Below are 20092 nucleotides of genomic sequence, written 5' to 3' on the forward strand. Positions count from 1 at the left end.
GAAGGAGTAGAGTACGCCCATGCAGAAGAAGCCCTCCAATCTCGGCTTGCACAGTGGGCTGCCGAAATACACCTCGGAGGAAGCGGTCCGAGAGCAGTTGGCGCAAGCCCCGAAGCTATTGGGACAGTCGCTCGCAACGGGTCTGGTGCGGCGCACCAAGGCGACGCCAGCCGAGAAGAAATCCGAACCCAATCCGCGCGACTGATCGAGCGCGCCAAGGCGGAAGGGTTCTTCTGGGATAGCGATCATCCCATCCTGGCGCGCCTGGATACGCTTCCTGTGCTTGGCGGGGCCGAGCACCGCGTCTTTGTCGTCGGATCAGGCGATGCACGCTTTGTCATCCGTGCCACGGACAACGGGTTCTTCGGTCCGCGTTCCGATATTTCCCCGGCGCAGTACCTTGCTCGGCTGGATGACTTCAATTCCACATTCCCATCCCTGCAAACGCGGCTGATTGGCGTCTCTGAGTCAGCGGACATCCCAGGCCATGCCGTCATCTGGACGGCGCAGCCATTCGTCTATGGCAAGAAGTTCAGCAGCCAGGACGCATTGCGCGAGGGCATGGTGGCGCGCGGATGGCAGGAAGATGGCTACCCAGGCGTTCCGCGCTACAGGCACACGGCCAGTGGCGCTGTCATCGAGGATGCCCACATCGACAACGTGTTCCACGACGAAGACGGGAACCTGTACCCGTTCGACGTCGTGGTGGCGGAAATGCCGACCAGCGGCGGCCTCAAGTTTAGCCGCCCGGATCCTGAAAAGACGCTGGAGGCCATGGATGCACGCACCGTGCGTGGCTCTGTGTTTGATGCGTTGCGCACATGGTGGAACCGCGGGCCAATCAGCAGTGCCGTAGAGAATACGCGCCCCGCATGGCTGGGTGCCCTGACCCTGCGCCACCTGGCCGAGCTTGGGAATGACATCCACTTGAAGCAGGTGGATGCCTACGCGAAGCGTGTCCAGCAGATGACGACCGATCGCAACGCCCTGCAGGAGGCAGGCGCCAAGGTGGCTGATATCTGGGAGAAGTTCCAGAGGACCGATCGCGCCGGCGCCGATGCGACCGCCAACCTGATGCACGACGCGACTATTGCCGGGGTTGACCCTTCGCAGAGCTACATCCCGCTGATGACCGGGGCGACCAAGCGCGGCGGCAACGAGGCGGTCACGGCCGAGTCGATCGCCCGGCGCATTGCCATGGTGGACGCCGACCTGGACGCCGACCCGAGCGATCAGATCCGCCGCGGGCTGGTGGCCGAGCGAGGCGAGCTGGAGGCGCTGCTGGCCGAGGAGCAGGCCCGTGTGCAGGCGTACCCGGAGCTGGTGCGCCGCTACCAGGCGCTGCCGGAGCAGGGACGCCAGGTCTACCAGTCGGCCCGGCAGGTCTACGACGACCACTCCAAGGCCCTGCGCGACGCGATCATCGCCCGCGTGAAGGACAGCGTGGAGTCTGGCGACGTGCGCGACGCTTACATCGCCCAGGTCCGTCAGACCTTCGAGGACGCCCGCGTGCGCGGCCCGTATTTCCCGCTGGCCCGCTTCGGTGAGTTCTGGATCAACGCCGAGAAGGACGGCAAGCCGGCGTTCTTCATGTACGAGAACGTACAGGAGTGGCGTGCCGGGCAGACCGACCTCGCGCGCCGCGGCTACGTGGTGAAGGAGGCTGGCCGCAAGATCGCCGAGGCGCGCAGCGTCGCCGGCGTGTCGTCGGCCTTCATGGCCGACCTCGAGGGCGTGCTCAAGCAGTCGGGCGCGGATAAGCAGGTGATGGACAACGTGTGGCAGATGTACCTGCGGACCCTGCCGGACCTGTCCATGCGCAAGCACTTCATCCACCGCAAGAAGGTGGAGGGCTACAGCGGCGATGCCCTGCGCGCGTTCAGCGGCAACGTGTTCCACGGCAGCTACCAGATCGCGCGCGTGCGGCACAGCCACAAGCTGGTGGAGCTGCTGGACAGCCTCAAGAAGGCGACCGCGGCGCTGGCCGGCGACGACCCCGAGCGCGCGGCGAAGGCGGCCGCCCTGACCACCGAGCTGGGCCAGCGCCACGAGTGGGTGATGAACCCCAAGGACAGCAAGGCTGTGAGCTGGCTGACCTCGCTGGGCTTCGTGTGGTATCTGGGCATGACGCCGGCGGCGGCGGCGGTGAACCTGACCCAGACCGCGATCGTCACCTTCCCGGTGCTGGCGTCGCGCTTCGGCGTGGCCAAGGCCTGGAACACCCTGGCGGCGGCCACGGGGCGCGCCCTGCGCAACGTGAACGGCGACCTGACCCGCGGCCTGAGTGACGAGGAGCGTACCGCGTTCGAGATGTGGGAGAAGTCCGGCGCCATCGACCGGACCATGGCTCACAACCTGGCCGGCCTGTCCGAGACGGACACCCGCAGCTACAACCCGGTGGCGAGGCGCGGCATGGAGCTGGTCTCGCTGATGTTCCACAAGGCCGAGGTGGTGAACCGCGAGGCCACCGCGCTGGCGGCATTCCGTCTCGCGCGCTCCGAAGGGCAGGACTTCCACACGGCCGTCCAGTACGCCGCGGACGTGGTCACCGAATCGCACTTCGACTACTGCGTCGACACCGAGACCGAGGCTCTTACGCTGGATGGCTGGAAGCGCTACGACCAAATCAAGGTCGGCGACGTGCTGCTGTCGGTTGACGAATCAGGGCGCGCGGTTGAGTCCACTGCTAGCGCGATCAACGTGTTCGCTGGGGAGAAGCAGGTAATCGAGTTCTCGTCTTCTCGCCGATTCTCGATGGCGCTTACTCCTAACCACGATGTCGTGATGCAGCGGCACGAGAGCGGCAAGGGATGGGGGCCTGTGTCGAAAGTGCAGGCACGCGACCTCAAGGGAAGCCACCACGTCCTCCGCTCCCCGCTGGCGGCCATTGATGGCCGCGCCGGAGTGTATGGGCGCGACTTGGCCGCCCTGCTGGGGTGGATTTCCGCCGAGGGCTGGTACGCGAAGTTCCGCAACTGCAAGGCGAAGAATGATGTCCGCCTGTCGCAGTCGATCAAGCACAACCCCGCTCACGTCGAAGAAATCCGGGGCATCCTCGCGCGCATCGCCCCGGTTCATTCCGAGCAAAAACCTGCTGCCAACGGCACGATCACTTGGACGATCGGCGGCGACCTGCGCAAGCGAGTGCTCGAGCTGATGCCGGACAATCTACTGACCTTCGACCTGTTCCGCACCATGACGGCCGAAGAAATGGAGGCTTTGCTGGACGCCTTCGCCAAGGGCGACGGTCATCGCAGGGGCGCCGGCTGCTACACAATCGACCAGGCCGACCATGGCGTTCAGAACCTGCATGTGCTGCAGGCCATGGCCACGGCACTTGGTCGTACCGCGACCCTCACGTCCAACGGGAAGACGATGATCCTCATGGGCGGATTGCGCCCGAGCCAGCGCACGATCGCCAAGGGGCTCACCCGAACCGAGCGGACTGTGGATACGGTGTGGTGCCCGACGACTGCACATGGCACCTGGATTGCCCGGCGCAGGGGCGCTGTGTTCGTGACCGGCAACTCGAACGCGAACCGTGCCCGCTGGATGCAGAGCAACGCGGCCAAGGTCTTCCTGCTGTTCCGGCAGTACAGCCTCAACATGACCTGGTTCCTGTGGCGAAACTTCTACCTGGGCACCAAGGGCGAGACCCCGGCCGTGCGCAAGGAGGCCCGCAAGAAGTTGGCTGGCGTGCTGGGCATGACCGCCCTGTTCTCTGGCGTGATGGGCCTGCCGCTGATGGGGCTGATGTTTGACTTGGCGAATGCGGCTGCGGCGTTGTTCGGCGACGACGATGATCCGTTCGATGCTGAGGTCGAGTTCCGCAACTTCCTGGCCGATCTGTTGGGTCCGGACGTCGCGCGGATCCTGACGCAGGGGCCGATGGAAAGCCTGACCGGCATCGAGTTCGGCAGCCGCGTGGGTCTGAACGAGCTGTGGCTGCGCAGCCCGGACCGGGAGCTGGAAGGGCAGGCCATGGCCGACTACCTGCTGGAGCAGGCGGCCGGCCCGGTTGTTGGCGGCATGCTGGTGAACACCCTGCGCGGCAGCAAAATGATCGCCGAGGGCAACACTTGGCGCGGCATCGAGACCATGGCGCCGAAGTCGGTCAAGGACGCGATGAAGGCCTTGCGCTACGGCAAGGAGGGCGTCAACACCATGCGCGGCGACCCTCTGATCGAGGATGTCGGCCTGCACCAGACACTGATGCAGCTCGCGGGCTTCACGCCGGCTGAGGTGACGGAGCAGTACGAGGCCAACAACGCAGCCAAGAACTACGAGCAGCGCATCCTCGACCGCCGCAAGTCCCTGCTGAACGCCTACGCGATGGCCTGGCGCGCGGAGGACCCGGACGGCATCCAGAAGGCGCTGGCCAAGATCCAGAAGTGGAACGCGAAGCACCCGGCCATGGGCATCACTCTGGACACGATCCGGCGCTCGCTGGCCAGCCGCATGCGGTACATCGCACGCGCGGAGGGCGGCATCGTGCTGGATCGGCGCATCGCGGAGGACGCGCGCGAGCAGGCGCGGTTCGCGGAGTGATGGAAGCGGGGCCGGCAGCCGCCGGCCCCAGCTATTCGCTCAGGCTGGCTCCCCGGCCTCCGGATGATCCATGATCGGCTCGCCTCGCGTGAGCAGGCGCTCCACCTCCCGCTCCGTCCACCAGCTCAGCTTGGAAGCCTCCTTGGCGACGTTCAGCGGTGGCACTTTCACCTGGTCATCCGGGCCGCCATCCACCAGAGCCCGCATCGCGGCTGCGCCGACGTGTGAGGCGACGGTCGATGCCGCATCCGAGAGACGCGCCGCACGCCGCAGGACATCGCCCAGCACCGGGAGGTGATCGACAAGCAGCACATCCCGCCGGCCCACGGCTTTGCGCAGGGCTGCCCAGACCGCGCGCGTCCAGGCTTCCTCCCCACCAGCTCCGCCCACACTGATTCGCCACACCGCGCGCCGAAGGTTCGCCATGTCCTGGGCCGTCAGCTTCTCCCCGCCAACGTGGCTGTCCGTATACCGTGCCGGCGGCTTCGCCGCGACGGCGTAGAACCCGTGCTTGCGGATCGACGGCAGGACCTCGGACGTCACCCACTTCCGGAACTTGTGGGGGATGCTGCCGGCCTTCACCGCATCCCGGCAGCGCATGACCAAGGTATAGAGGCCGGATTCGCTGACGACAGCCGCCTTCCCTTGACGCCCTATGTTGAACATAGCCCGTTCGTCTGGATCGAGCCTGCCTACAGCTTGAGTAGCGTTCTGGATTCCCAAGACCCCACAAACGTCAACGGCGACGAACCAAGGCTCGCCGCCGATGTCGATGATGCGAACGGGGTAGGCCGACTCGAACGTAAAGACGGCTGGGACGGCTGGTGCTGGCTTCTTCATGGTGGACTCCTGTGATGTTGGAGTCCGCCGCCTCGATTCCAAGCAAGGCGACGGACGACGCAGGCGTTGGAATACCGGTCACAGGGCCGGCGCACCTTGCGGTGCCACCTGCGCCGCCCGCCAGAGACGGGTTGCGCTGCGCACGCCCGACCTGCGGGCATGAAAAAGCGCCGCATCGGGCGCTTTCGCGCCTGTGATATCCGGGATTCCAAGCCCGGCCGAGGGACTTACCTCGACGATGAAACGCTACCGCATTCTAGGTGTCCCATAAGCAACTCGGTTGACCGTTCGTCGGATTTCACCTGCCAACGCGCTCTGCAGCTCGATCGGCCTTGTGAAGCTCCGCATCGGTAATGCCGGGGTCTCGCCCGCTGCAGAACCGCAAAAACACGGAGATCAGGAACAGTACGAAGATCGTCTTCGCCACCGTCTCCACCGTGTTGTTTCCTCGATCATCGGACATTGCTCATTCCTTCTGCTGGACTTCATTGCGCTTCGCCAAATACTGAATCCCAGCCCAGGCCGCGAGCACGACGATTGCTCCGACGATACCAAACATCCTAGTGGCCCCGACGAGCACCAGCAGCATCACGATCCACCAAGCGCGCATTTCGTCTCTCCCTGTGCAAGTACCGCAACGGTATTGTGGCCCGCATGGCCATTCCGGTGACTTGTTCGGTTCGCCGTAGGGACGCCATCTCCGAATCCGCAGTTCCATGCCAACGGCCGCCGCAAGGTGGCCGTTTTGCTTTGGGGCGATTCCATTCGTGGCGCTCGCGCGGGAATGGCGAGCCATTGCGCGCGACGCGCGCGGGTGGTTCGTGCGCTCAGGCGTCCTTGTTGTGCCGGCGCAGCAGGCGCTGCTTTTCGCGGTTCCAGTCGCGTTCCTTGCTGGCCTCGCGTTTGTCATGCGTCTTCTTGCCCTTGGCCAGCGCCAGCTCGGCCTTGACTTTATTGCCTTTCCAGTATAGTGCAGTCGGCACCAGGGTGTAGCCGTCGCGCTGGATGCGGCCGATCAGGGTGTCGATCTCGTGCCGGTGCAGCAGCAGCTTGCGCGTGCGGCGGTCGTTGGCGACCACGTGGGTGGAGGCCTGGATCAGTGGCGTGATCTGGGCGCCGATCAGGAACAGCTCGCCCTGCAGTACCACCGCGTAGGCATCGCCGATATTGGCGCGACCGGCGCGGATCGCTTTCAGCTCCCAGCCCTGCAGGGCAAGGCCGGCCTCGAACTTCTGCTCGAAGCTGTATTCGTGGCGCGCACGCTTGTTGAGCGCGATGGTGCCGCCGCCGTTTGGCTTATCCTTGCCGTTCTTCTTGCTCATCCCGCCATTCTCGCCGATCCGGATGCCGCGCGGTGCATCCGGGCCGCACGGACCCCACGATGCCCGTCATCCAGCGCAGCGCCCTCGTCGAACACTCCGCCCGCCGCATGTTCGCCCTGGTGAACGACGTGCAGGCCTATCCGCGCCGCTTCGACTGGTGCCGCCAGGCACAGGTGCTGGAGGAAGGCCCGGAGCGGCTGGTGGCGCGACTCGACCTCGGGCTCGGCGGCTTCCACACCTGGTTCACTACCGAGAACAGGCTCGCGCCGCCGCATCACATCGAGATGACACTGCGCGATGGGCCGTTCCGCCATTTGCAGGGGCGCTGGGAGTTCCATGCGCTGGACGAATGCGCCTGCAAGGTCAGCCTGCGGCTGGATTTCGAGCCGCTGAACCGCCTGCTTGGGCCGGCGCTGCAACTGGGCATGCAGGGGCTGGCCGACCGCATGGTGGACGATTTCGTGCGCGAAGCAGACCGGGGTGGCGGCTGATGCGGGTGGAGCTGGTGCGCGCCTGGGCGGGGCGGTTCGAAGCGGCGGTGGTGCACGTGCCGGCTGGCGCGGTCGTAGCCGATGCCCTCGCGGCAGCCGGTTGGGCGCTGGACACAGAGTTCGTCGCCCTGGCGGTATTCGGGCAGACGGCCGGGCCGCAGACCCCGCTGGAAGAGGGCGATCGCATCGAACTGCTGCGACCGCTGCAGTGCGATCCGATGCAGGCGCGCCGCAGACGCGCCGGGGCGCGCACGAGGCGTTGATGCCGTACCTTGGCCTCAGCGGCCGCGCTTCTTCTTGTCCTTGTCCTTGGCCAGGTTCGGGCCGAAGTAGCGGATCGAATTGTTGGCCAGGGTTTCGTCCTGCTCGGGGAAGTACTCGCCCTCCCAGCGCGCCAGCTGGCCATTCTCGAACCACAGGGTCATGGTCTTGACCACCGGCGCGCCGGTGCGGCCGATACGCTGGCTGGCGACGTAGTCCCAGCGGTCGTGGTGGAACGGATCCTCGATCGAGGGGGTGCCCAGCAGCATCATCACCTGACGCTGGTCCATGCCGGCCTGCAGCTGGTCTACCGCGGTCTTTTCCAGCAGGTTGCCCTGGAAGATCGGCTGCCGGTACACCAACCCGCAGCCGCTCACGAGCAGGGTGGCCAGGACGAGGGGAAGCAGCTTGCGCATCGGCGGGGCGGGGCAGTGGCGGGAATTGCGATGATACACTCCCGGCCACATGCATCGGCCAGCATGGCCTGCACGGGCGTTTGCATTCATGCGCGGTTGCCGGTTGTGCCCGCGACGGAGGGTTTTCGATGACGCCGGATCTTCGCAAGGCGGGACTCAAGGTCACCCATCCGCGGCTGCGGATCCTGGAGCTGCTGGAGCATGCCAAGCCCCGGCACATGACCGCCGAGGACATCTACAGGCAGCTGCTGGCCGAGGGCGAGGACATTGGCCTTGCGACCATCTACCGGGTGCTGACCCAGTTCGAGGCCGCGCACCTGGTGCTCAAGCACAATTTCGACGGCGGCACCGCGGTGTACGAGCTGGACCGCGGCATCCATCACGACCACATGGTGGACGTGGACACCGGCAAGGTGATCGAGTTCCAGAACGAGGAGATCGAGCGGCTGCAGCACAAGATCGCCGCCGAACACGGCTACGAGATCGTCGATCACGCGCTGGTGCTGTACGTGCGCAAGAAGCGCTGAAATCCTGCGGCGGCCGCACGCGGCTCCCGCCCGTGGTTCGCAGATTCACCACGAACGGGAACTGGCAGGCGGACGCCAGGAAGGCGTCAGAACCAGAAGCGCACGCCGGCGACCCAGCCATGGTCACGCACGGGTTCGCCGCGCAGGCGTGCAAAGCCTGCGGTGCCGCCATGCCGCTGCGTCCAGGCATAGCCGAGGTAGGGCGCGAATTCGCGCCGGATCTCGTAGCGCAGCCGCAGACCCTGCGATGTCTGCGCCAGGCCCGCCCCGGTGCCGCGCGCGGGATCGGCGCGCCCGTACAGCACGGCCTCCAGCCGCGGCTGCAGGATCAGGCGGTTGGTGAGCAGCAGTTCGTAGTCGGCTTCGGCGCGCAGCATCGCGCGCCCACCGCTGCCCAGGTAGGCGGTGGCCTGCACTTCGAACTTGTACGGGGCCAGTCCCTGCACGCCGAAGGCCAGCCAGTCGCGCGTGGGGCCGGGGCCGGCGTTGTCGTGGCGGAGGCCGGCCAGCACGTCCCACCAGGCATCCAGCGGGCGGCCCCACAGCGCCTCGAGGCTGGCATCGGTATGGCCGTGGGCGCGTTCGCCCTCGCTGCGCAGCCACAGGCGGCCGCGGTCGTGCCCGATCCAGGCTTTGCCCGACCAGGCCAGCGCATCGCTCTGGGTGTATTCGAAGCGGTCGGCCTGCACCATCCAGACCAGCGGATCATCATGCACGTGGCGGCCGTGCAGCGGTGGAAAAGCGGCGGCGCGGTCCGCCGCGGTCACCGGTGGCACCTGGTAAGGGTTGGCCGGGGCCGGGGCGATGGGATCGGCCTGTTCGGCGTGATTGCCGTGCCCGGCACGATCGGCTTGCGGGGCCTGGGCATGCTGTCCGGCGGATTGTCCGGTGTGCCGTGTGGCAGGCCCGCCATTGGCCTCATGGCCGGCATGCGCATCCGCGGCTTCTGCCGGCGCCGATGCGGCAGGCGACGGCGGCATGGGCATCGGCATCGCATGCCCGTGGTGCCCGTGCGACTGCGCGGCGGCCATGCCGGCCCAGAACAGCATGGGCGACAGAAAGAGGCGGCGCATCATTCCTCCACCCGCACTTCGCGCATCATTCCGGTTTCCATGTGCAGCAGCATGTGGCAGTGGAAGGCCCAGCGCCCGAGCGCATCCGCGGTGACCCGGATGCTGCGGCGGGTGCCCGGCGGAACGCGGACCGTGTGCTTGCGCACGAGGAAGCGGCCATCGGCATCTTCCAGGTCGCTCCACATGCCGTGCAGGTGGATGGGGTGCTCCATCATGGTGTCGTTGACCAGCACCAGCCGCACGCGCTCGCCATAGCGCAGCCGGATCGGCTCGGCATCACTGAAGCGGATGCCGTCGAAGCCCCAGGTGAAGCGCTCCATGTTGCCGGTGAGGTGCAGCTCGATCTCGCGCGATGGCAGGCGATCGTCCGCAGGCGCTTGCAGGCTGCGCAGGTCGGCGTAGCGCAGCACGCGGCGGCCGTTGTCGCGCAGGCCGATGCCGGGGTCGTCCAGGCGCGGCGTGGGCATCATGGTCTGCATGTCCACGTCCGGGTTGCCGGTCTCGCTGGCGGGGTGCGCCTGCATGCCACCGCCGTGCGTCCCGTGGTCCATCCCGGCCATGGCCATGCCGGGCATGCCCATCGCGGCGCCGCAGGTCATCTCGGCCGTGGCGGCCTTGCCGTGGCCGGTGTGGCCGCCGTGTCCCATGTCGTCCATGGTCAGCAGCGGGCGCCGGTCCAGCGCCGGGATCAATGCCTGCATCCCTGCGCGCGGGGCGAGGGTGATGCGGGTGTAGCCGCTGCGGTCCATCGCCTGTGCGAACACGGTGTAAGCCGCATCGTCACGCGGCTGCACGATGACATCGAAGGTTTCCGCCGGGGCGATGCGGAACTCGTCGATGTCCACCGGCTGCACCGGCTGACCATCGGCGGCGACCACGGTCATCGCCAGGCCGGGGATGCGCACGTCGAAGAAGGTCATCGCCGCGCCGTTGATGAAGCGCAGCCGCACGCGCTCACCCGGCGCGAACAGCGCGGTCCAGTTCTGCGCGGCGGTGTGGCCGTTGGCGAGGAAGCTGTAGGTGTGGCCGTTGACGTCGGCCAGGTCGGTGGGGCTCATGCGCATCGCGCCCCAGGCGCGGCGGTCGGCCAGGGTGGCGGCCAGCCCGTCGCGGCGGACATCGCGCACGAAATCCCCGAGCGTGCGCTTGTAGAAATTGTCGTAGTCGCTGCGCTTCTTCATCCGCGCCAGCAGTCGCTGCGGCGGCAGGTCGGTCCAGTCCGACAGCAGCACCACGTAGTCGCGTTCGCAGGCCAGCGGATCCGGGCCGGCCGGGTCGATGATGATCGCGCCCAGCAGTCCGGCCTGCTCCTGCAGGCTGGAATGGCTGTGGTACCAGTAGGTGCCGCTCTGCCGCACCCGGAAGCGGTAGCGGTATTCGCCGCCGGGCGGAATGCCGTCGAAACTCATCCCAGGCACGCCGTCCATGTTGGCCGGCAGCAGCAGGCCGTGCCAGTGGATGGAACTGGGCTCGTCCAGCGTGTTGCGCACCCGGATGTCCACGGTGTCGCCCTCGCGCCAGCGCAGCACCGGGCCGGGCAGCAGGCCATTGACGGTGAAGGCGGAGGCGGGGCGACCGGTGATGTCCACCGGCGTGCGCCCGATGCGCAGGTCGAAGGCATTGCCGGCGAGCACGCTGGGCTGGCCAGGCGAGGCCAGCGCCCACAGCGGGCGCAACGCCAGCGCGCCGGCGCCCAGCGCGGCCCCTTGCAGCAGGCGGCGGCGGGTGCGGTCGGTCATACCGGATCGGCGTCCGCCAGCAGGCGCGCCGGATAATCCGCCTCGGCCAGCGCCCGGATCGCCGCTTCGGCATCGAACTGCCCGCGGACGGTCACTTCGCCGCAGGCAAGGTCCACCTCGACCTGTGCCTGCGGATCCAGCGCGCGCAATGCAGCAGTGACGGCCTGGACGCAGTGCTGGCAACTCATATTGTCGACGTGCAAGCGCATGGCGTCGCTCCTTTGCAGCCCATGGGGGCATAGCATCCGCCTTTCCAGCATGGGAAGGTCAAGCCGACGTGGCCGGAGAGCTGCCTGACCGATCGTGCCGCGGCAGTGCCAGCGAGATCAGCGCGGCGATCAGCACGAACGCAGCCGAGATCCACAGGCAGGCGGTAAGCCCCGCGACCTGGAACACCCAGCCTGACAGCACCGTGCCGAGCAGGCGGCCCATCGCGTTGGCCATGTAGTAGAAGCCGACGTCCAGCGAGACGCCGTCCTCGCTGGCGTAGCTTACGATCAGGTAGCTGTGCAGGGCGGAGTTGACCGCGAACAGCACGCCGAACACCAAAAGGCCGCCAATCAGGACCGGTGCGAACTGCGGCTGGCCGTCGAACAGGGCCATCAGCGCCGGCGCCAGCGCCAGCACCAGCGCCCAGGCCGCGGCGCTGCGGCCATCCGGCACCTGCCCGCGGCGGCGGCCGGTGACCCATGGGGCCAGCGACTGCACCAGCCCGTAGCCGATCACCCAGGCGGCGAGAAAGCCGCCGACCTGCCAGAAATCCCAGCCGAGGCCGTCGTACAGGAACACCGGTAGCGCGACCACGAACCACACGTCGCGCGCACCGAACAGGAACAGCCGTGCTGTCGACAGCAGGTTGATCGCGCGGCTCTTGGAGAACGCCTCGCGGAACTTCGGCCGGGCCTTGGCCTTGCCCAGATCGCGCTTGAGCAGGAGCAGGCTGGCCAGCCAGACCAGCAGCAGCATCCCGGCCATCGCCGCCACCGCGGCGCGGAACCCGATCGCCGCCAGCAGCGCGCCGCCGAGGAAGAAGCCCACGCCCTTGAGCGCGTTCTTGGAGCCGGTCAACGCCGCCACCCAGCGGAACAGCGCGCCCTGCTGCCCGCCTGGCACCAGCAGCTTGATGCTGGCCTTGGCGCTCATCTTGTTGAGGTCCTTGGCGATCCCCGACAGCGCCTGCGCCGCCATTACCCAGGGCACCGCCAGCCAGGCCGCGGGCACCAGCAGCATCGCCAGCGCCGCCACCTGCAGCAGCAGGCCGAGATTCATGGTGCGGTTGAGCCCGATGCGCGCGCCCAGCCAGCCGCCGACCAGATTGGTGACGACCCCGAACACCTCGTAGAACAGGAACAGCAGCGCGACCTGCAGCGGGCTGTAGCCGAGCTGATGGAAATGCAGCACCACCAGCATGCGCAGGGCGCCGTCGGTGAGGGTGAAGGCCCAGTAGTTGCCGGTGATCAGCAGGTACTGGCGCACCTCAGGGGACAGCCGGGCCAGCATCGTTCAGCCCGCGCCGCCGACCAGCTGCACCAGCTCGCCGAGCCGGTTGGCATAGCCCCATTCGTTGTCGTACCAGGCATACAGCTTCACCTGGGTGCCGTTCACCACCAGCGTGGACGGCGCGTCCACGATGCTGGAGCGCGGGTCGTGCAGGAAGTCGATCGACACCAGCGGGCGGGTTTCGTAGCCGAGGATGCCGGCAAGCCCGCCTTCGGCAGCCGCGCGCAGCAGGCCGTTGACCTCCTCGACGCTGGTCGCGCGTTCCACTTCGAACACGCAGTCGGTGAGCGAGGCATTGGTCAGCGGCACCCGCACCGCGTGCCCGTCCAGCCGCCCGCGCAGTTCGGGGAAGATTTCCGCGATCGCGGTCGCCGAGCCGGTGGAGGTGGGGATCAGGCTGCTGCCGCAGGCGCGCGCCCGGCGCAGATCCTTGTGCGGCGCGTCCACGATCACCTGGGTATTGGTCAGGCTGTGCACGGTGGTCAGGCTGCCGTGGCGGATGCCGATGCCCTCATGGATCACCTTCACCAGCGGCGCCAGACAGTTGGTGGTGCAGGACGCGGCCGAGACGATGCGGTGCACGGCCGGGTCGAAGCGGTGGTGATTGACGCCCATCACCACGTCCAGCGCGCCCGCCGCCTTCACCGGCGCGGCCACCACCACCCGCCGCACGCCTTGGTCGAGGTAAGGCTGCAGCACGTCCGGCTTGCGGAACTTGCCGGACGCTTCGATCACCACGTCGCAGCCGGACCAGTCGGTGGCGGCCAGCTCGCGGTTGCGGCTGACCGGAATGCGCACGCCCTCGATCACCAGCGCATCGCCCTCGCTGGCGATCGCCGCGTTCCAGCGCCCGTGCACCGAATCGAACTGCAGCAGATGGGCGAGGGTGGCGGCGTCGCCGGCCGGATCGTTGATGTGCACGAAGGATAGCCCGGGCTTGCCCCAGGCGGCGCGCAGGGCCAGTCGGCCCATGCGCCCGAACCCATTGATGCCGATGCGGATGTTCATGTGGAGGCTCGCTTCTGGTGAGGGAAACCGTGGGGGAATGCTCAGGCGCAGCCGCGGCGCGCGCCGGGCAGGCAGTCGGGGGCGCCGCTGCCGGCGCAGCAGTTGCGGGTAAGGAAGCCGATCAGCGCGTCCATTGCCGCGAAATCGGCGCGGTAGCGGATCGCGCGGCCCTGCGGCTCGGCGTGGATCAGGCCGGCGCTGGAGAGCTCTTTCAGATGGAAGGACAGGGTGGCGCCCGGCAGCGAGAGCGCCTCGGCGATTTCTCCGGCCAGGCGGCCGTCCGGGCCGGCTTCCACCAGCAGGCGGAACACCGCCAGCCGGGTGGCCTGGCCCAGTGCGGCGAGGGCAATGGTGGCGTCTTTTATTTCCATTTTTCCAGAATAATCGAACGACGGCACGGTAATCGCCGGATGTGACGCCGGGATGACAGTCCGCGTCGCGTCGGCTTGACCTTCCCATCTTGGTAAAGTCGAAGCTGGCGTCTCGCTCTTGCCGCCGGAGGCCCCCGTGCAATCCGAATCGCCGCTGCGCCTGGACATCGAGGGGATGACCTGCGCCTCCTGCGTGGGCCGGGTGGAAAAAGCCCTGCGCAAGGTCGAGGGCGTGCGCGAGGCCAGCGTGAACCTGGCCACCGAGACCGCTGCGGTCATCGCCCCCGGGGTGCCCGCCGCGCGGCTGCTGCAGGCGGTGGAGCAGGCCGGCTACCACGCCCGCGTGCACGCCGAAGCTGCGCCACCGCCGACGATGACGCCCGCCATCTCCCGCGAAACCCGTCATCTTTGGCTGGCGGCACTGCTGTCGCTGCCGCTGGCCGCGCCGATGCTGCTGATGCCGTTCGGCGTGCACTGGGCGCTGCCCGGCTGGGCGCAGTGGTTGCTGGCGACGCCGGTGCAGTTCTGGCTGGGCGGCCGCTTCTACCGCGCCGGGTTCGCCGCACTGCGCGCGCGCAGCGGCAACATGGACCAGCTGGTCGCGCTCGGCACCAGCGCGGCCTATGGCCTGAGCGTGTACCACCTGCTGGCCGCGATGCCGGGCCATCACCCGCCGCCGCTGTATTTCGAATCCTCGGCCGTCGTGGTGACCCTGATCCTGCTGGGCAAATGGCTGGAGGCGCGCGCCAAGCGCCAGGCCACCGACGCCATCCGTGCGCTGCAGGCGTTGCGGCCGGCCACCGCGCGGGTGCTGCGCGGCGGGATCGAAACGCAGGTGGCGGTGGACGCGGTGGCGGTGGGCGACGCGGTCGTGGTGCTGCCGGGCGAACGCATCCCGGTGGACGGCGTGGTGGTGGATGGCCGCAGCCACAGCGATGAGTCGCTGCTCAGTGGCGAGTCGCGGCCGGTGCCGAAGGCACCGGGTGACACCGTGACCGGCGGTGCGGTCAACGGCGAAGGGCGGCTGCAGCTGCGCACCACCGCGGTCGGCGCCGAAACCGCGCTGGCCCGCATCGTGCGCCTGGTGGAGGACGCGCAGGCGAAGAAGGCGCCGATCCAGCGCATCGTGGACAAGGTCAGCGCGGTGTTCGTGCCCGTGGTGATGGCGATTGCGCTGGCCACGCTGCTCGGCTGGGGCCTGGCCCGCGGCGACTGGACGCAGGCGCTGCTCAACGCGGTCGCGGTGCTGGTGATCGCCTGTCCCTGCGCGCTGGGGCTGGCCACGCCTGCGGCGGTGATGGCCGGCACCGGCGTGGCCGCGCGCGCCGGCATCCTGGTGCAGGACGTGGAGGCGCTGGAAACCACCCGCCGCCTGCGCACGGTGGCGTTCGACAAGACCGGCACGCTGACCGTCGGCAAGCCCACGCTGGTGCGGCTGCATGCGCCAAACGGTGATGAGTCGGAACTGCTGGCGCTGGCCGCCGGGCTGCAGCAGGGCAGCGAGCATCCGCTGGCGAAGGCGGTGTTGGAGGCGGCGCGCGCGCGCGGCATCGCGCCGGCCGCCGTCACGGGTATTTCTGCGGTGGCCGGGCGCGGCGTGCGCGGCACCCTGGCCGACGGCGGCGGCACGGCCGTCGGGCTGGCCCTCGGGCACGCGCGCTGGATGGCGGAGCTGGGCATCGACTTATCCGCGCTGCAGCCGCTGGCGGATGCTGCTGCGCAGGCCGGGCTGAGCGCATCCTGGCTGGCCGTGGCCACGCCCGACGGCTGGCAACCGCGCGGGCTGCTGGCGTTCGGGGATGCGCCGCGTCCGCAGTCGGCGGCGGCGATCGCCGCGCTGCGCGCGCTCGGCATCCGCCCGCTGCTGCTGACCGGCGACAGCCAGGGCGCCGCGCGCGCGCTGGCCGCGCAGGTCGGCCTGCAGGAAGACGAAGTGCGCGCGGAACTGCTGCCGCAGGACAAGCTGGAGGCGATCCGCGCGCTGGCGGCGCAGGGCCCGGTGGGGATGGTCGGCGATGGCCTCAACGATGCACCGGCGCTGGCCGCGGCGACGGTCGGCTTCGCGCTGGGCAGCGGCACGGATGTGGCCATGCACGCCGCCGGCATCACCCTGATGCGGCCGGATCCGCGGCTGGTGGCGGATGCCATCGACATCTCCCGGCGCAGCGTGCGCAAGATCCATCAGAACCTGTTCTGGGCCTTCGTCTACAACGTGGTGGGGCTTCCGTTGGCGGCGCTGGGCCTGCTCGACCCGATGCTGGCCGGGGCGGCGATGGCGGCCTCCAGCGTCAGCGTCGTCACCAACGCCCTGTTGCTGCGGCGCTGGACGCCGCGCGCCCGCGACTGACCGCACCCTCCAGGAGGACACCGCATGGCAACGCGCATTCCCCGCCCCGAACTGGCCGACGCGCTGGCGCAGGGGCTGCACAACATCGGCCAGGCCGCGGCGCTGACCGGCGTGTCGGCCAAGATGATCCGCCACTACGAGGCGATCGGCCTGCTCACGCCGGCCAGCCGCACGTTCGCGGGCTATCGTCTGTACGGCGAGGCCGAGCTGCACCGGCTGCGCTTCATCAAGCGCGCGCGTTCGCTGGGGTTTTCGATCCGGCAGATCCAGGCGCTGCTGGCGCTGTGGGACGACCCGCACCGCGCCAGCGCCGAGGTCAAGCAGCTGGCGCTGGCGCATGTCGCCGAACTGGAGGAGAAGATTCGCGAGCTGCAGGCGATGCAGCGCACGCTGGAGACGCTGGCGCGGCGCTGCCACGGCGATGAGCGCCCGACCTGTCCGATCCTCGAAGACCTCGCCGCTACCCAGTGACTCGGCATTTCCTGACGCGCCTGCGCGCCATGCACCGACGGCACTCACAGGCGCGGGGTGCGAGGCTGCAGGCCCGCTCCTAGGAACCCTGCCATGCGCCGTCCATATTTCCTGCTGCCGTATGCCTGCCTGCTGCTGGCCTGCGCGTCCCCGGCAGCCGCGGAGAGCCTGAACCGCTGCATCGCCCGCGACGGGGCGGTGAGCTACCAGGCGCTGCCCTGCGCGACGACGGCGCGGCTGGACCGGGTGGTGGAATACCGGCCGGATCCGGTGACGTCGATCTCCACAGCCCGGCAGGGGCCGCCGCGCGTCGCAGCGACTGCACCGATCCCCCGGTCCCGCCACCTGCGTATCCCGTGCGCGCAGCGTGCTGCTGCGACCGCGGCGCAGCGCTGCCGGGCCGCGCGCGAGCGGCGCGAGGCGGCGCTGCAGCGGCTGGGGCTCAAGCGCCGCTATGCCCAGCTCCAGCCCAGCTCGATGCCGACCTGCGCGCCGCCTGCCCGCGCTATTGAGCGGCGTGCGCCGCCACGTGCGGGATGCGCCGCCATTTGCCGAGGTCGTAGCCCCAGCCCTGCAGGCGACGGCGCGCGGTTTCCAGCTCGGCCTCGGGGACCGCCGGCGCGCGCGCGAACACCCAGGCGTAGTCGCGGGCGTCGCGCGCCACCAGCATCAGCCCGTAGTCCTCGCGCAGCCAGGCCACGATGTACTGCGCCTTGACCGGGCCGAACACGCGTACGTCCCAGACCGCGTTGCCGGTACCGGGGCGTACCCGCGCCGGCGCCTCGATGTGCTTGCGCGGGCCGTCGGCGGCGCCCTGATTGAAGGTGAGGGTGGTGAGAATGCTGCCGTCACGGCGCAGGGTGTAGGTCTCCACCGCGTTCCACGCCTCGCGCTCGAACGGGGTCGGGATGCCGCCCACCAGGTACCAGGTGCCCATGAAGCGCGGCAGGTCCACCTGCGGCACCGGCGGGATCGGCGGCCGGCTGGCGCCCGCGCCGGCGGCAAGCACCAGCAGCACGACCAGCGCCCGGTGCACGGCCCGGCGCGCCCGCATCAGGCGCGCTCGAACAGGTAGTGCGACACCAGCCATTCCTGCCCATCCGCATGGCCGAACAGCTCGGCGCAGGCCATCCAGAACATCCGCCAGCGCTGGAACCACAGCCCGGCGGCCTCGCCGTAGGCCTCGCGCAGCACCGCCATCACCTCCGCGCGGTGGGCGTCCTGCGCCTGCAGCCAGTGGTTGGCGGTCTTCGCGTAGTGGGTGCCGTCGATGAGCCACTGCCGGCGGATCTTCAGCGCCTGCTGGAAATGCAGCAGGGTGTCGGCGGATGGCATCAGCCCGCCGGTGAAGAAATGCCGGCCCATCCAGTTGTCGCTGCCTGCGGTCTCGAACGGGTAGAGCAGGGTGCGGTGGGCGAAGATGTGCACGAACAGCCGCCCGCCCGGGCGCAGCCAGTGGCCGATGCGCCCCAGCAGGCGTTCGTAGTTGCGCATGTGCTCGAACATCTCGATCGACACGCAGCGGTCGAACGCGGCCGCGGGCAGTTCCAGCGTGTTCACGTCGCGGGTGAGCACCCGCACGTTGCCGATCCCGCGCTCGCGGCAGCGTGCCTCGATGAAGCCGCGCTGGCCGTTGGAATTGGACACCGCGGTGATGCGCGCGTTCGGGAACCGCTCGGCCATCCACAGCGTGAGCGAGCCCCAGCCGCAGCCCAGTTCCAGGATGTCCTGGCCGTCGGCCAGCCCGGCGCGCTCGCCGTACAGCGCCAGCATCGCCTCCTCGGCCTGGCCCAGGGTCTCGTCGCCCCGCGGGTAGTAGCAGCAGGAATATTTCAGGCGCGGGCCCAGGCAGCGGGCGAAGAACGCCGGCGGCAGTTCGTAGTGCTGGGCGTTGGCGGCCTCGGTCTCGATCGCCAACGGGCTTTCGCGCAGTTCCTCCAGGCGCGCGCGCTGGCGTGCGGACTGCGCCTCCACCCCGCCGGCGAGCTCATCGCGCAGGCGCTGCGCGCACAGGCGGCGGATACCGAGGCGGATCAGCGCATCCGGCAGCCAGCCGCGTTCGGCCAACCCCAGCAGGCCCGGGGCGGGGCGGTCCTTCGACAGCACGGCGTGGTCGAGCGTGGCGGTGGTCATGACGGGCTCCGAATGGGATTTCAGTCTTTGGGAAACCAGGGGAACAGCATCGAGGTGCGCCGCTGGTAGTCGCGGTAGTCCTCGCCCCGCGTGCGCAGGGCCTGCTGCTCGGTGAAGGGAATGCCGCTGATGTAGCGCAGGAACAGGTACATCACCACCGGCCCGAGCCATCCCAGCCAGGCCAGCGGTGCACCGATCGCGGCGATCGCATAGCTGCACCAGTGCAGCCATTCGAAGAAATAGTTGGGATGGCGCGAATAGCGCCACAGCCCGCGGCGGCAGGTCTTGCCGCGGTTGGCGGGATCATTGCGGAAGCGTGCCAGCTGCGCATCCGCCAGCGCTTCGCCAGCCACCGCCACGATCCAGAGGGCGAGCGCCAGCCCCAGCTGCCATGCCGCCGGGGCCGGGTGCGCCACCACCGCCGCCAGCGGCAGCGAGAACAGCACGACCAGCAGCGTCTGGAACTGGAAGAAGGCGAAGAACTTGAGCTGGCTGCCCTGCCAGTGCGCGCGCAGCGCGCGGTAGCGGCCATCCTCGGGCTCGCTGCGCACGCGCCCCCACAGGTGCAGCGCCAGTCGCAGCGCCCAGGCGGTGGCCAGCACGCCCACCAGCAGGCGGGCGCCGACTGCCCCGCTGCCGGTGAACGCCAACAGCAAGGCCGCCATGGCCAGCCCGGTGGACCAGAGCACATCGACGATGCCGGCATTGTCACGGCGCCGCTGCCACTGCCAGCCCAGCACCATCAGCAGTGCGGCCAGCCCCCAGATCCAGACCAGCTGTTGCAGCAGACTCATGCGACACCTCCGTGCAGCGTGGATTCGGCCCGCAGCCCGCGGCGCGCCAGCCAGGCCAGCAGCGGCATCGCCAGCGCCCAGCCAGCCCCGAGCGCGAGCAGGCCGTGCCAGGCTGGGTCCGAGAAGTGCGCCGCGCCCCAGCCGCGCGCGGCGCCCCAGTACGCCAGCGGGCCGCCGATGGCGCCAAGCAGCGCGGCCAGCGGAAGATGCCGCCGCAGATAGCCCAGCAGCGGCAGCACCGTCAGCGCGAA

22 protein-coding genes are annotated in these 20092 nt (G+C 69.0%); 7 read left to right on the top strand and 15 right to left on the bottom strand.

The features are described 5' to 3' along the window. Positions 1-19: 19 nt before the first annotated feature. Positions 20-205, top strand: coding sequence for a hypothetical protein (locus tag LJB71_RS08030; protein WP_259304836.1), 186 nt, complete (start codon positions 20-22; stop codon positions 203-205). Further along, positions 205-4548: a PLxRFG domain-containing protein gene (locus LJB71_RS08035; RefSeq protein WP_259304767.1), complete on the top strand. Its 4344-nt coding sequence runs from the start codon at positions 205-207 to the stop codon at positions 4546-4548. Before LJB71_RS08030 ends, LJB71_RS08035 begins: the two co-directional genes overlap by 1 nt. A 39-nt stretch (positions 4549-4587) precedes the next feature. Here the strand turns inward: LJB71_RS08035 and LJB71_RS08040 are convergent, their stop codons facing one another. The 4 genes from LJB71_RS08040 to smpB all read right to left on the bottom strand — a co-directional run bounded on the left by LJB71_RS08040 (position 4588) and on the right by smpB (position 6710). After that, complete coding sequence (locus LJB71_RS08040; protein ID WP_259303785.1) at positions 4588-5388, bottom strand: BRO family protein; 801 nt, start codon at positions 5386-5388, stop codon at positions 4588-4590. A 298-nt stretch (positions 5389-5686) separates the two neighbouring features. Further along, complete coding sequence (locus tag LJB71_RS08045) at positions 5687-5851, bottom strand: hypothetical protein (RefSeq protein ID WP_259303786.1); 165 nt, start codon at positions 5849-5851, stop codon at positions 5687-5689. Between the two features lie 3 nt (positions 5852-5854). After that, on the bottom strand, positions 5855-5977 hold the full coding sequence (locus tag LJB71_RS08050) for a hypothetical protein (RefSeq protein ID WP_259303787.1): 123 nt from the start codon (positions 5975-5977) through the stop codon (positions 5855-5857). A gap of 238 nt (positions 5978-6215) precedes the next feature. Further along, complete coding sequence (smpB, locus tag LJB71_RS08055) at positions 6216-6710, bottom strand: SsrA-binding protein SmpB (protein ID WP_259303788.1); 495 nt, start codon at positions 6708-6710, stop codon at positions 6216-6218. Between the two features lie 59 nt (positions 6711-6769). On the opposite strand from smpB, the gene LJB71_RS08060 reads away from it, so the two are divergent. Continuing rightward, positions 6770-7201 (top strand): type II toxin-antitoxin system RatA family toxin, encoded by a 432-nt coding sequence (locus LJB71_RS08060; protein WP_259303789.1) that lies wholly within the window; start codon positions 6770-6772, stop codon positions 7199-7201. After that, positions 7201-7464 (top strand): RnfH family protein, encoded by a 264-nt coding sequence (locus LJB71_RS08065; protein WP_259303790.1) that lies wholly within the window; start codon positions 7201-7203, stop codon positions 7462-7464. The genes LJB71_RS08060 and LJB71_RS08065 overlap by 1 nt, the downstream gene beginning before the upstream one ends. 15 nt (positions 7465-7479) lie before the next feature. On the opposite strand, the gene bamE is transcribed toward LJB71_RS08065, so the two are convergent. After that, positions 7480-7878: an outer membrane protein assembly factor BamE gene (gene bamE, locus LJB71_RS08070; RefSeq protein WP_259303791.1), complete on the bottom strand. Its 399-nt coding sequence runs from the start codon at positions 7876-7878 to the stop codon at positions 7480-7482. Between the two features lie 128 nt (positions 7879-8006). On the opposite strand from bamE, the gene fur reads away from it, so the two are divergent. Beyond that, entirely contained in the window at positions 8007-8405 is a 399-nt protein-coding gene (gene fur, locus LJB71_RS08075) for a ferric iron uptake transcriptional regulator (RefSeq protein ID WP_259303792.1), read from the top strand. 86 nt (positions 8406-8491) lie between these two features. Here fur and LJB71_RS08080 read toward each other — a convergent pair whose 3' ends face one another. Genes LJB71_RS08080 through LJB71_RS08105 form a run of 6 tightly spaced genes read right to left on the bottom strand, consistent with a single transcriptional unit; the run spans position 8492 to position 14096 of the window. Beyond that, complete coding sequence (locus LJB71_RS08080; RefSeq protein ID WP_259303793.1) at positions 8492-9478, bottom strand: copper resistance protein B; 987 nt, start codon at positions 9476-9478, stop codon at positions 8492-8494. Next, positions 9478-11217, bottom strand: coding sequence for a copper resistance system multicopper oxidase (locus LJB71_RS08085; RefSeq protein ID WP_259303794.1), 1740 nt, complete (start codon positions 11215-11217; stop codon positions 9478-9480). The genes LJB71_RS08080 and LJB71_RS08085 overlap by 1 nt, the downstream gene beginning before the upstream one ends. Further along, a complete protein-coding gene (locus LJB71_RS08090; protein ID WP_259303795.1) occupies positions 11214-11426 on the bottom strand; it encodes a heavy-metal-associated domain-containing protein in 213 nt (70 codons plus the stop codon). The genes LJB71_RS08085 and LJB71_RS08090 overlap by 4 nt, the downstream gene beginning before the upstream one ends. Positions 11427-11484: 58 nt before the next feature. Continuing rightward, positions 11485-12717 (bottom strand): organoarsenical effux MFS transporter ArsJ, encoded by a 1233-nt coding sequence (arsJ, locus tag LJB71_RS08095; protein WP_259303796.1) that lies wholly within the window; start codon positions 12715-12717, stop codon positions 11485-11487. Between the two features lie 3 nt (positions 12718-12720). After that, positions 12721-13725, bottom strand: a complete 1005-nt coding sequence (locus LJB71_RS08100; RefSeq protein WP_259303797.1) for an ArsJ-associated glyceraldehyde-3-phosphate dehydrogenase — start codon at positions 13723-13725, stop codon at positions 12721-12723. A gap of 41 nt (positions 13726-13766) precedes the next feature. Then, on the bottom strand, positions 13767-14096 hold the full coding sequence (locus LJB71_RS08105) for a metalloregulator ArsR/SmtB family transcription factor (protein ID WP_259304768.1): 330 nt from the start codon (positions 14094-14096) through the stop codon (positions 13767-13769). 136 nt (positions 14097-14232) lie between these two features. Between LJB71_RS08105 and LJB71_RS08110 the strand changes: the two genes are divergently transcribed. Both LJB71_RS08110 and cueR read left to right on the top strand, forming a co-directional pair. Continuing rightward, on the top strand, positions 14233-16443 hold the full coding sequence (locus LJB71_RS08110) for a heavy metal translocating P-type ATPase (protein WP_310649405.1): 2211 nt from the start codon (positions 14233-14235) through the stop codon (positions 16441-16443). A 24-nt stretch (positions 16444-16467) separates the two neighbouring features. Further along, positions 16468-16914 carry a Cu(I)-responsive transcriptional regulator gene (gene cueR / locus LJB71_RS08115; protein WP_259303798.1) on the top strand — a complete coding sequence of 149 codons (447 nt, stop codon included), beginning with the start codon at positions 16468-16470 and terminating at the stop codon, positions 16912-16914. 505 nt (positions 16915-17419) lie between these two features. Here cueR and LJB71_RS08120 read toward each other — a convergent pair. From LJB71_RS08120 to LJB71_RS08135, 4 genes are read right to left on the bottom strand one after another with little or no spacing between them, the layout of a single operon-like run. Next, on the bottom strand, positions 17420-17968 hold the full coding sequence (locus tag LJB71_RS08120) for a lipocalin family protein (protein WP_259303799.1): 549 nt from the start codon (positions 17966-17968) through the stop codon (positions 17420-17422). Continuing rightward, complete coding sequence (locus tag LJB71_RS08125; protein ID WP_259303800.1) at positions 17968-19047, bottom strand: cyclopropane-fatty-acyl-phospholipid synthase family protein; 1080 nt, start codon at positions 19045-19047, stop codon at positions 17968-17970. Before LJB71_RS08125 ends, LJB71_RS08120 begins: the two co-directional genes overlap by 1 nt. A gap of 20 nt (positions 19048-19067) precedes the next feature. Continuing rightward, positions 19068-19832: a DUF1295 domain-containing protein gene (locus LJB71_RS08130; protein WP_259304769.1), complete on the bottom strand. Its 765-nt coding sequence runs from the start codon at positions 19830-19832 to the stop codon at positions 19068-19070. Between the two features lie 5 nt (positions 19833-19837). Next, positions 19838-20080 carry a DUF2878 domain-containing protein gene (locus tag LJB71_RS08135; protein WP_259304770.1) on the bottom strand — a complete coding sequence of 81 codons (243 nt, stop codon included), beginning with the start codon at positions 20078-20080 and terminating at the stop codon, positions 19838-19840. Positions 20081-20092: the final 12 nt, after the last annotated feature.

This window comes from Thermomonas sp. S9 (assembly GCF_024704365.1).
GTDB lineage: Bacteria > Pseudomonadota > Gammaproteobacteria > Xanthomonadales > Xanthomonadaceae > Thermomonas.

Excerpts from the sequence above, each read along its gene's own strand:
- LJB71_RS08105 (WP_259304768.1), bottom strand. The coding sequence starts at position 14,096 with ATGGAAATAAAAGACGCCACCATTGCCCTCGCCGCACTGGGCCAGGCC.
- LJB71_RS08030 (WP_259304836.1), top strand. The coding sequence starts at position 20 with ATGCAGAAGAAGCCCTCCAATCTCGGCTTGCACAGTGGGCTGCCGAAA.
- LJB71_RS08060 (WP_259303789.1), top strand. The coding sequence starts at position 6,770 with ATGCCCGTCATCCAGCGCAGCGCCCTCGTCGAACACTCCGCCCGCCGC.
- LJB71_RS08120 (WP_259303799.1), bottom strand. The coding sequence starts at position 17,968 with ATGCGGGCGCGCCGGGCCGTGCACCGGGCGCTGGTCGTGCTGCTGGTG.
- LJB71_RS08040 (WP_259303785.1), bottom strand. The coding sequence starts at position 5,388 with ATGAAGAAGCCAGCACCAGCCGTCCCAGCCGTCTTTACGTTCGAGTCG.
- smpB (WP_259303788.1), bottom strand. The coding sequence starts at position 6,710 with ATGAGCAAGAAGAACGGCAAGGATAAGCCAAACGGCGGCGGCACCATC.
- fur (WP_259303792.1), top strand. The coding sequence starts at position 8,007 with ATGACGCCGGATCTTCGCAAGGCGGGACTCAAGGTCACCCATCCGCGG.
- LJB71_RS08045 (WP_259303786.1), bottom strand. The coding sequence starts at position 5,851 with ATGTCCGATGATCGAGGAAACAACACGGTGGAGACGGTGGCGAAGACG.
- LJB71_RS08125 (WP_259303800.1), bottom strand. The coding sequence starts at position 19,047 with ATGACCACCGCCACGCTCGACCACGCCGTGCTGTCGAAGGACCGCCCC.
- LJB71_RS08090 (WP_259303795.1), bottom strand. The coding sequence starts at position 11,426 with ATGCGCTTGCACGTCGACAATATGAGTTGCCAGCACTGCGTCCAGGCC.
- LJB71_RS08050 (WP_259303787.1), bottom strand. The coding sequence starts at position 5,977 with ATGCTGCTGGTGCTCGTCGGGGCCACTAGGATGTTTGGTATCGTCGGA.
- LJB71_RS08100 (WP_259303797.1), bottom strand. The coding sequence starts at position 13,725 with ATGAACATCCGCATCGGCATCAATGGGTTCGGGCGCATGGGCCGACTG.
- cueR (WP_259303798.1), top strand. The coding sequence starts at position 16,468 with ATGGCAACGCGCATTCCCCGCCCCGAACTGGCCGACGCGCTGGCGCAG.
- arsJ (WP_259303796.1), bottom strand. The coding sequence starts at position 12,717 with ATGCTGGCCCGGCTGTCCCCTGAGGTGCGCCAGTACCTGCTGATCACC.
- LJB71_RS08080 (WP_259303793.1), bottom strand. The coding sequence starts at position 9,478 with ATGCGCCGCCTCTTTCTGTCGCCCATGCTGTTCTGGGCCGGCATGGCC.
- LJB71_RS08085 (WP_259303794.1), bottom strand. The coding sequence starts at position 11,217 with ATGACCGACCGCACCCGCCGCCGCCTGCTGCAAGGGGCCGCGCTGGGC.
- LJB71_RS08065 (WP_259303790.1), top strand. The coding sequence starts at position 7,201 with ATGCGGGTGGAGCTGGTGCGCGCCTGGGCGGGGCGGTTCGAAGCGGCG.
- bamE (WP_259303791.1), bottom strand. The coding sequence starts at position 7,878 with ATGCGCAAGCTGCTTCCCCTCGTCCTGGCCACCCTGCTCGTGAGCGGC.